Genomic DNA, 7,633 nt, shown 5'->3' with positions numbered 1-7,633 from the left:
GGGCGGAGGCCAGCAGGGCGGGCTGCCGTGAGTCGAGCCACTCGGCCGCGGCGGCGGTGGTCGGATAGCGCAGCGAGCGTGGCAGCGTGGCCAGCCGTTTACGGGCCGGAGAGCCGTCGGGCTCGGTGATGGCCCGGCAGGACTGGAGCAGCCGTACGGTCCGCTCCAGCATCCGGGCCCGCGCGAGCTGTACCTCGGACTCGCGGTCGTGTTTCTCCAGGAGGTCGCGCAGCAGCGGGAGGAGACAGCCGGGCACCAGATACTGGTCGGCGGCCTCGGCCGACTGCCCGTCCGACGCCGGACCGCCGCCTCTGCGCAGCAGCCCGAGGGCGGTGAAGTCGGCGAGAGCGGTCCTGGCGGCCGAGACCGAGCAGCCGGCCAGCGCGGAGGCGGTGTGCGCGTCCACGAGCCCGGCCGGAGCAAGGGCGAACAGCCGCAGGACACGGGCGGCGGACGCCGGCAGCGTCTCGTACACCAGCCGGAAGGCGCGGGCGAGCGGGCGGTCGCCGACCGGGCGTTCGGAGTCGTACGGAAGGGCGCGCAGCCGCTTGGTCGCGTCGGCGACGGAGGCGGTGGGCCGGGCGGCGAGCCAGCCGCCGATCAGGACGAGCGCGGCGGGCTGGCCGCCGCACTCCTCCACGAGGGACTCGGCGGCCTGCGGATCGACGGTGATCCGGACGGCGCCGGTGAACCGCGCGAGCAGTTCGATGGCGGCCTTCGCGTCCATGCCGCCGAGCGTGCACGGGCGGACATCGGGGATTCCGGTGAGCGGGCCCTGCGCCACGGCGACGACCAGGCAGTCCGGATTGTCGGGCACGAGCGGATCGACCTGCTCGGCATCGGCCGCATCGTCGAGGAACAGCAGCACCCGCCGTACGGCCAGGGCCTCCCGCACCATCTCGGAGAGCTCGTCCTCACCGGCGCCGGGTGGAGTGGTGACGGCGAACGCGCCGAGGATCTCGCGGGCCGTGCGCTCGGTGGGTACGCGCTCTCCGCCGGGCTCGGTCAGCCTGGTCCTGACGACGCCGTCGGGATAGTTGTCGCGCAGCTGTCCGGCCAGTTCCTCGGCGAGCGCGGTACGGCCCGCTCCGGGCCGTCCGGCGATCAGCAGTACCCGGGCGCGCGGCTCCTTGCGTCCGGAGATGGTGTTGAGTCCGGCGCGCTCGATGTCTCCGTGCAGGGCCTTCAGTTCCCGTACCCGGCCGAAGAACTCCGCGGGCCGCGGGCCGGCGCCGCTCCGTGCCGCTCCTGCCGAGGGCTGGGCGCTGCCATGAGGTCCTGCCGTACTGCGGCCGGGCCCGGCGACGGCGTCCGTACCGGCAGCGGCGCCCACCGGGCGGATCCCGGCGGTGACCGGCGTGTCCTCCCCGGCGTCCGGGTCGTCGGGGTCGTCCAGGGGACCGAGCTCGTCGTAGAGACCGGCCATGCCCTTGTCAGGGCCCGCCTCGGCCGTGGCGGATGGGGATACGGATACGGATGGAGCCGGTGATTCGGCCGGGCGGTCCGCCTTCCCGGTCGCGATGGCAACGGACGTGGAATCCGTGGAAGTGGAATCCGTGGAGTCCGGGCCTGCGGCCTCGCTCGCGGCGGCGTCGGCCTCTGCGGACCCGTCGCCGGACGTGGACACGGCAACGGCGGCGGGACGGCGTCTCAGGAAGGGACGACGGCGCCGGGCGGCCGACGGAGGGCCACCCTCCGTGACGGCGGCGGGAGTGTCGCTGGTCGCGTCCTCGGGACTCTCCGGGAGCTTCACCCGGGCCGTACCTTTCGTCTCGGAACCGTCCTCGGTCGCCTTCGCGACGGCCGGCTTGGACCGGCGGCCACGCCGCTTGCCCGAGGGACGATCGGATTCATTCACCGCCGCGGCGTTCGGCTCGTCCGGCTGCGCGTCGGTGGAGCCGCCGCCCTTCCCCGAGGCGCCCGTACGGCCGGGGCCGCCCACATCCACCGCCTGATCCGTCACGGGCCACGCTCCCGTCCGCCTGCGCACGAGCCGAGCCCGGCGGATCTCCGCACGGGCGGTTCGAGCGTAGTTCACTCTCTGCGACGGAAGCGGTGGAGCGCGGCCGACCGATCCCCCGATCGGATCAGTCGTATCGTCAGACCGAGCGACCGCGCTTCAGGACCCGCGCACCGCACTCAGGACTCGCCGGCGAGCCCAGGATTCACGGGCTCAGGATTCAAACGGACGGGCGGGCCACGGCGCGTCCGCCGGCCGCAGCGCCTCGACGCCGTCACCGGCCAGCACCGCGCCGAGCGCGAGAACCCCCACGACCAGACAGTTGTTGTGCAGCTCGCCCGCGAGCACGCCTCGGGTCAGCTCCCCGAGCTCCACCCGCGCCAGCTCCATGTCCGCCTCCTCGTCGGAGACCTCGAAGCGCTCGCCCTGCGCCTCCGACAGATCACGTGCGAGGAAGATCCGTACCGCCTCGTCGGAGCCGCCCGGCGTGGTGTAGAGGTCCGTCAGCACCCGCCAGTCCTCGGCCTTGACATGCGCCTCCTCGTACAGCTCGCGCTGCGCCGCGTGCAGCGGATTCTCGCCCGGTACGTCGAGCAGCCCGGCCGGGATCTCCCAGAGCTTCTGGCGTACGGGATGGCGGTACTGGCGCAGTACGAGCACCCGGCCCAGATCGTCCAGCGCGAGGATCGCCACGGAGCCCGGGTGGACCTGGTAGTCGCGCGAGACGACCGTGCCGTCGGGCATGACCACATCATCCGTACGGACACTGGTCTTGTTGCCGCGGAAGGGCGTCCTGGTGGCGGTGATCCGCCACTCCTCGGGGCCGTCCTTGATGGTCATGAAAGCGTCCTTCCACACAGCGCGCGCACGCGGAGGACGCGCACGCGGAAAAGCGGGGCAGGAATCCTGAAAGACCCCCCGTGACCCCGGCCCCACCGTATCGCCTACGCGCCGGCGGCCACGCGCTCCGGTGAACCGGGACGCCCGCCCCGACGGCGCTCCACCGCGGCCTTCACCAGACCGGTGAAGAGAGGGTGCGGCCTGGTCGGCCGGGACCGCAGCTCCGGGTGGGCCTGGGTGGCGACCAGATAGGGATGTGTGGTGCGCGCGTACTCGACGTACTCGACCAGCTTGTTGTCGGGCGAGGTGCCCGAGAAGACCAGACCGGCCTTCTTCTCCAGCTCCGCGCGGTAGGCGTTGTTGACCTCGTAGCGGTGGCGGTGGCGCTCCTCCACATACGGCTGGTCGTCATAGACCTCGCGCACGATAGAGCCCTCGGCGAGCTTCGCCGGATAGAGGCCGAGCCGCATGGTGCCGCCCAGATCCCCGGCGCCCTCGACGTACGCGAGCTGCTCCTCCATGGTGGAGATCACCGGGTGCGCGGTGCCGGAGTCGAACTCGGTGGAGTTGGCGTCGGGAATGCCCGCCACATTGCGCGCGGCCTCGATCACGATGCACTGGAGCCCCAGACAGAGCCCCAGCAGCGGGACTCCGTTCTCCCGCGCGTACTGGATCGCGCCGACCTTGCCGGTGACTCCGCGCTCGCCGAAGCCGCCGGGGATCAGGATTCCGTCGACATCGGCGAGCTGCCGTGCCGCGCCGGCCGGAGTTTTGCAGTCGTCGGATGTGACCCACTTCACTTTGACGCGCGCCTTGTTGGCGAAGCCGCCGGCACGCAGCGCCTCGGTCACCGACAGATAGGCGTCGGGCAGATCGATGTACTTGCCGACCAGTGCGACGGTCACCTCGTGGTCCGGATTGTGGACGCGGTCCAGCAGATCGTCCCAGACTGTCCAGTCCACATCGCGGAACGGCAGATCCAGTTTCCTTACGACATAGGCGTCCAGGCCCTCGGTGTGGAGCACCTTGGGGATGTCGTAGATCGACTTGGCGTCCACACAGGCCACCACCGCCGCCTCGTCCACATCGCACATCAGCGAGATCTTGCGCTTGATCGGAAGCGGGACATCCCGGTCGGCGCGGAGCACGATCGCATCCGGCTGAATTCCGATGTTGCGCAGAGCCGCCACCGAGTGCTGTGTCGGCTTGGTCTTGAGCTCTCCGGACGGGCCGATGTAGGGCAGCAGCGAGATATGGACGACGAAGACGTTGTCGCGGCCGACCTCGTGCCGTACCTGGCGGACGGTCTCCAGGAAGGGCAGCGACTCGATGTCGCCTACCGTGCCGCCGACCTCCGTGATGACGACATCGACATCGTCGGTCGCCATCCGCCGGATACGGTGCTTGATCTCGTTGGTGATGTGCGGAATGACCTGAACCGTGTCGCCCAGATACTCGCCGCGCCGCTCCTTGGCGATGACCTGGGAGTAGATCTGGCCGGTGGTGACATTGGCGGAGCCGTCGAGATCCACGTCGAGGAAGCGCTCGTAGTGGCCGATGTCCAGATCGGTCTCGGCGCCGTCGTTGGTGACGAACACCTCACCATGCTGGAAAGGATTCATGGTGCCGGGATCGACGTTGAGATACGGGTCGAGCTTCTGCATGGTGACCCGCAGACCGCGCGCCTTGAGCAGCGCACCCAGACTGGAGGCGGTCAGGCCCTTGCCGAGGGAGGATGCGACGCCCCCGGTGACGAAGATGTGCTTGGTCGTCGAGGATGTCGAGGATCGGGTCGGCATGGCCAAGAGAGGCTCCCGTGGTCGCGGTCTGAGGTGCGTACCGGTGTCCCCGCCGAAGCGGTGAGGGACTTCCGTCGCTGCGGGTTCGGGGCCTCTTCGCCTTGCTGGGAGTCCACCGGTCCACGGGCTACCAGGGTATCAGCGACGCGACGAGGCCGGTTCCGGCCACGCGTCCCACGCCCTCCGCACGTGTCACCCTTTGTCCCGTGAGTCACCCTTGGCCACGATGTTCGTCGGACCGATGTTGCCGGGACCGTGGCGCAGAACTCCCAGGTGCGTCGTATCCTGCTCGGACGTTCGCTGCCGAGTCCGGCCGGCATCGGCACACCCCGCCCGATTTCCCGGAAGATGAGCTCGTCAACGACTCTTGACCGAAGTACGCGCCCCGCGGGGCGGACATGGCCGTTCGACTGGAGATGCACGTGGCCGGGCGCATCGAGGATTACGCACTCATCGGAGATATGCAGACCGCTGCCCTGGTCTGCCGGGACGGCACAGTCGACTGGCTGTGCCTGCCCCGCTTCGATTCGCATGCCGTGTTCGCGGCACTGCTCGGCACCGATGAACACGGCTTCTGGCGGCTGGGGCCGGCGCATCCCGCCGGCTCCACACCGCCGCGGGCGGCCAGGCGCCGCTACCGCGGAGACTCACTGATCCTGGAATCCGAGTGGGACACCCCGCGCGGCACGGTGCGCGTGACGGACTTCATGCCGCCGCGCGACGGCGCTCCGCAGGTCATCCGGATCGTGGAGGGCATCAGCGGCCGGGTGCCCATGCGGTCCGCGCTGCGGATGCGGTTCAGTTACGGACGCGTGGTGCCGTGGGTGCACAAGGTCGACAACCGCACGGTCGCCGTCGCCGGGCCCGACTCGGTCTGGCTGGACACCACGGCGGAGACCTACGGCAAGGACCTCACCACCTACTCCGACTTCACCGTGGCGCCGGGCGACCGGATCGCCTTCACGATCAGCTGGCAGCCCTCGCACCGGCAGCCGCCCGCGCTGCCGGACCCGGAGGGCTCGCTTGAGGCGACCTCCGACTTCTGGCGCGAGTGGGTCGAGCACTGCACGTACCACGGGCCCTACCGCGAGGCGGTGGTCCGCTCCCTGATCACGCTCAAGGCCCTGACGTACGCGCCGACGGGCGGGATCGTCGCCGCGCCGACCACCTCGCTGCCGGAGGAGATCGGCGGCGTACGGAACTGGGACTACCGCTACACCTGGCTGCGCGACGCCGCGATCACGCTCTCCTCACTGCTGCGCACCGGCTACCGCGAAGAGGCCCGCGCCTGGCGCGAGTGGCTGCTGCGCGCCGTCGCCGGCGATCCGGAGAACCTCCAGATCATGTACGGCATCGCGGGCGAACGGGAGCTCGGCGAGGCCGAGCTGGACTGGCTGCCCGGCTATGAGCGCTCCGGCCCGGTCCGGGTCGGCAACGGCGCCGCGCACCAGCTCCAGCTCGATGTGTACGGCGAGGTCACCGAGGCGCTGCATCTCGCGCACATGACGGGCCTGGCCCGTAACGACTACGCGTCGGTGCTCCAGCTCAAGCTGATCCGCTATCTGGAGAAGCACTGGGACCAGCCGGACGAGGGCATCTGGGAGGTGCGCGGGCCGCGCAGGCACTTCGTCCACTCCAAGGTGATGGCCTGGGTCGCGGTCGACCGCACGATCAAGCTGATCGAGTCCGGCGAGGCGGACGGGCCGCTGGAGCGCTGGCGCGAGATGCGGGACGACATCCACCGCGATGTCTGTGAGAAGGGGTACGACAAGGAACGGAACACCTTCACGCAGTCGTACGGCTCCAAGGAGCTGGACGCGTCCCTCCTGCTCATCCCGCAGATGGGCTTCCTGCCGCCGGACGACAAGCGGGTGATCGGCACGATCGAGGCGATCCAGCGCGAGCTGTCCACGGAGGACGGCTTCGTGATGCGCTATCCGACCTCCGGGGCCGAGGCGGGCGTCGACGGGCTGGCGGGCGACGAAGGTGCCTTCCTCGCCTGCTCGTTCTGGCTGGCCGACGATCTCGCGATGATCGGGCGGGTGGACGAGGCGCGGAAGCTCTTCGAGAAGCTGCTGGCGCTCAGGAACGATCTCGGGCTGCTGGCGGAGGAGTGGGACCCGCGGCTCCAGCGTCAGGTCGGGAACTTCCCGCAGGCGTTCAGCCATGTGCCGCTGATCGACACGGCGCTGCGGCTGACGGCCTCGGGAGCGTACGGAGGCTGAGGGCGGTCCGGAGGCCGGGACGGAGGGAGCGCCTCCGTCCCGGCCTCTCGCATTCCCGCTGCTCGCGTGTCGCGTCGCCGCTCGCGTTTCCTGTCGGTGCTCGCGTTTCCTGTCGGCCGTAACCGCGGGTAGCCTCCGGCTTCATGGACAGTCAGGGCGGAATCACCGTACGGCGGGCGCTTGAGCTCCCGGGACTGCGCGGTGGTCTTCCCGAGGTCGTCGCCTGCGCGGACCGGCTGGACCGTACGGTGCGCTGGGTGCACGCGGGCGAGGTCCCGAACATCGCATCGCTGCTCAAGGGCGGCGAACTGCTGCTCACCACCGGGCTCGGTCTGGGCGCCCGCTCCGCCGACCAGCGTGCCTTCGTGCGCAAGCTCGCCGACCGCGGGATCGCGGCGCTGGTGGTGGAGCTCGGGCCGCGCTTCGACCGGCTGCCTACGGCGCTGGTGGAGACGGCGCGGGCGGCCGGGCTGCCGGTCGTACAGCTCCATCGTGAGGTGCCGTTCGTCTCGGTGACCGAAGAGGTCCATACGGAGATCGTCAACGGCCATTACGCGCTGCTGCGGCAGGCCGAGGAGGTCCACCGGCGGTGTACGGAGGCGCTTCTGGAGGGCGGCGGAGTGCCGCGGGTGCTCCGTATCCTCGCGGACTTCGCGGGCAATCCGGTCTTCCTGGAGACGGCGGAGGGGCAACTGCTGTACGCGGCGGCGCCCGGCGCGGGGCCTGCGGCGGCCGATCCGTTGCAGATCTGGGAAGGGCTGCGCGGCCAGCGGTCGGCGCGGGCCGCCGGGCCGCCCGTCGGAGCGGTG

5 protein-coding genes are annotated in these 7,633 nt (G+C 70.6%); 2 read left to right on the top strand and 3 right to left on the bottom strand.

The window, feature by feature from the left end; genetic code table 11:
* The 3 genes from GA0115259_RS21745 to GA0115259_RS21735 all read right to left on the bottom strand — a co-directional run.
* Positions 1–1,426 (bottom strand): AAA family ATPase (locus tag GA0115259_RS21745; RefSeq protein WP_161230432.1); only part of this gene is annotated, 1,426 nt, incomplete at its 3' end.
* Positions 1,427–2,173: 747 nt separating this feature from the next.
* Entirely contained in the window at positions 2,174–2,800 is a 627-nt protein-coding gene (locus GA0115259_RS21740) for an NUDIX domain-containing protein (protein ID WP_093599801.1), read from the bottom strand.
* Positions 2,801–2,904: 104 nt separating this feature from the next.
* Positions 2,905–4,599: a CTP synthase gene (locus GA0115259_RS21735; protein ID WP_093599798.1), complete on the bottom strand. Its 1,695-nt coding sequence runs from the start codon at positions 4,597–4,599 to the stop codon at positions 2,905–2,907.
* A 398-nt stretch (positions 4,600–4,997) separates the two neighbouring features.
* Between GA0115259_RS21735 and GA0115259_RS21730 the strand changes: the two genes are divergently transcribed.
* Entirely contained in the window at positions 4,998–6,824 is a 1,827-nt protein-coding gene (locus GA0115259_RS21730; RefSeq protein ID WP_237540291.1) for a glycoside hydrolase family 15 protein, read from the top strand.
* Between the two features lie 143 nt (positions 6,825–6,967).
* Positions 6,968–7,633 (top strand): PucR family transcriptional regulator ligand-binding domain-containing protein (locus GA0115259_RS21725; RefSeq protein ID WP_176732612.1); only part of this gene is annotated, 666 nt, incomplete at its 3' end.

It is taken from the genome of Streptomyces sp. MnatMP-M17 (assembly GCF_900091995.1).
Taxonomy (GTDB): domain Bacteria; phylum Actinomycetota; class Actinomycetes; order Streptomycetales; family Streptomycetaceae; genus Streptomyces.
The sequence above is the reverse complement of the archived record's forward strand: the minus strand, read 5'-3'. Positions and strand labels throughout refer to the sequence as shown.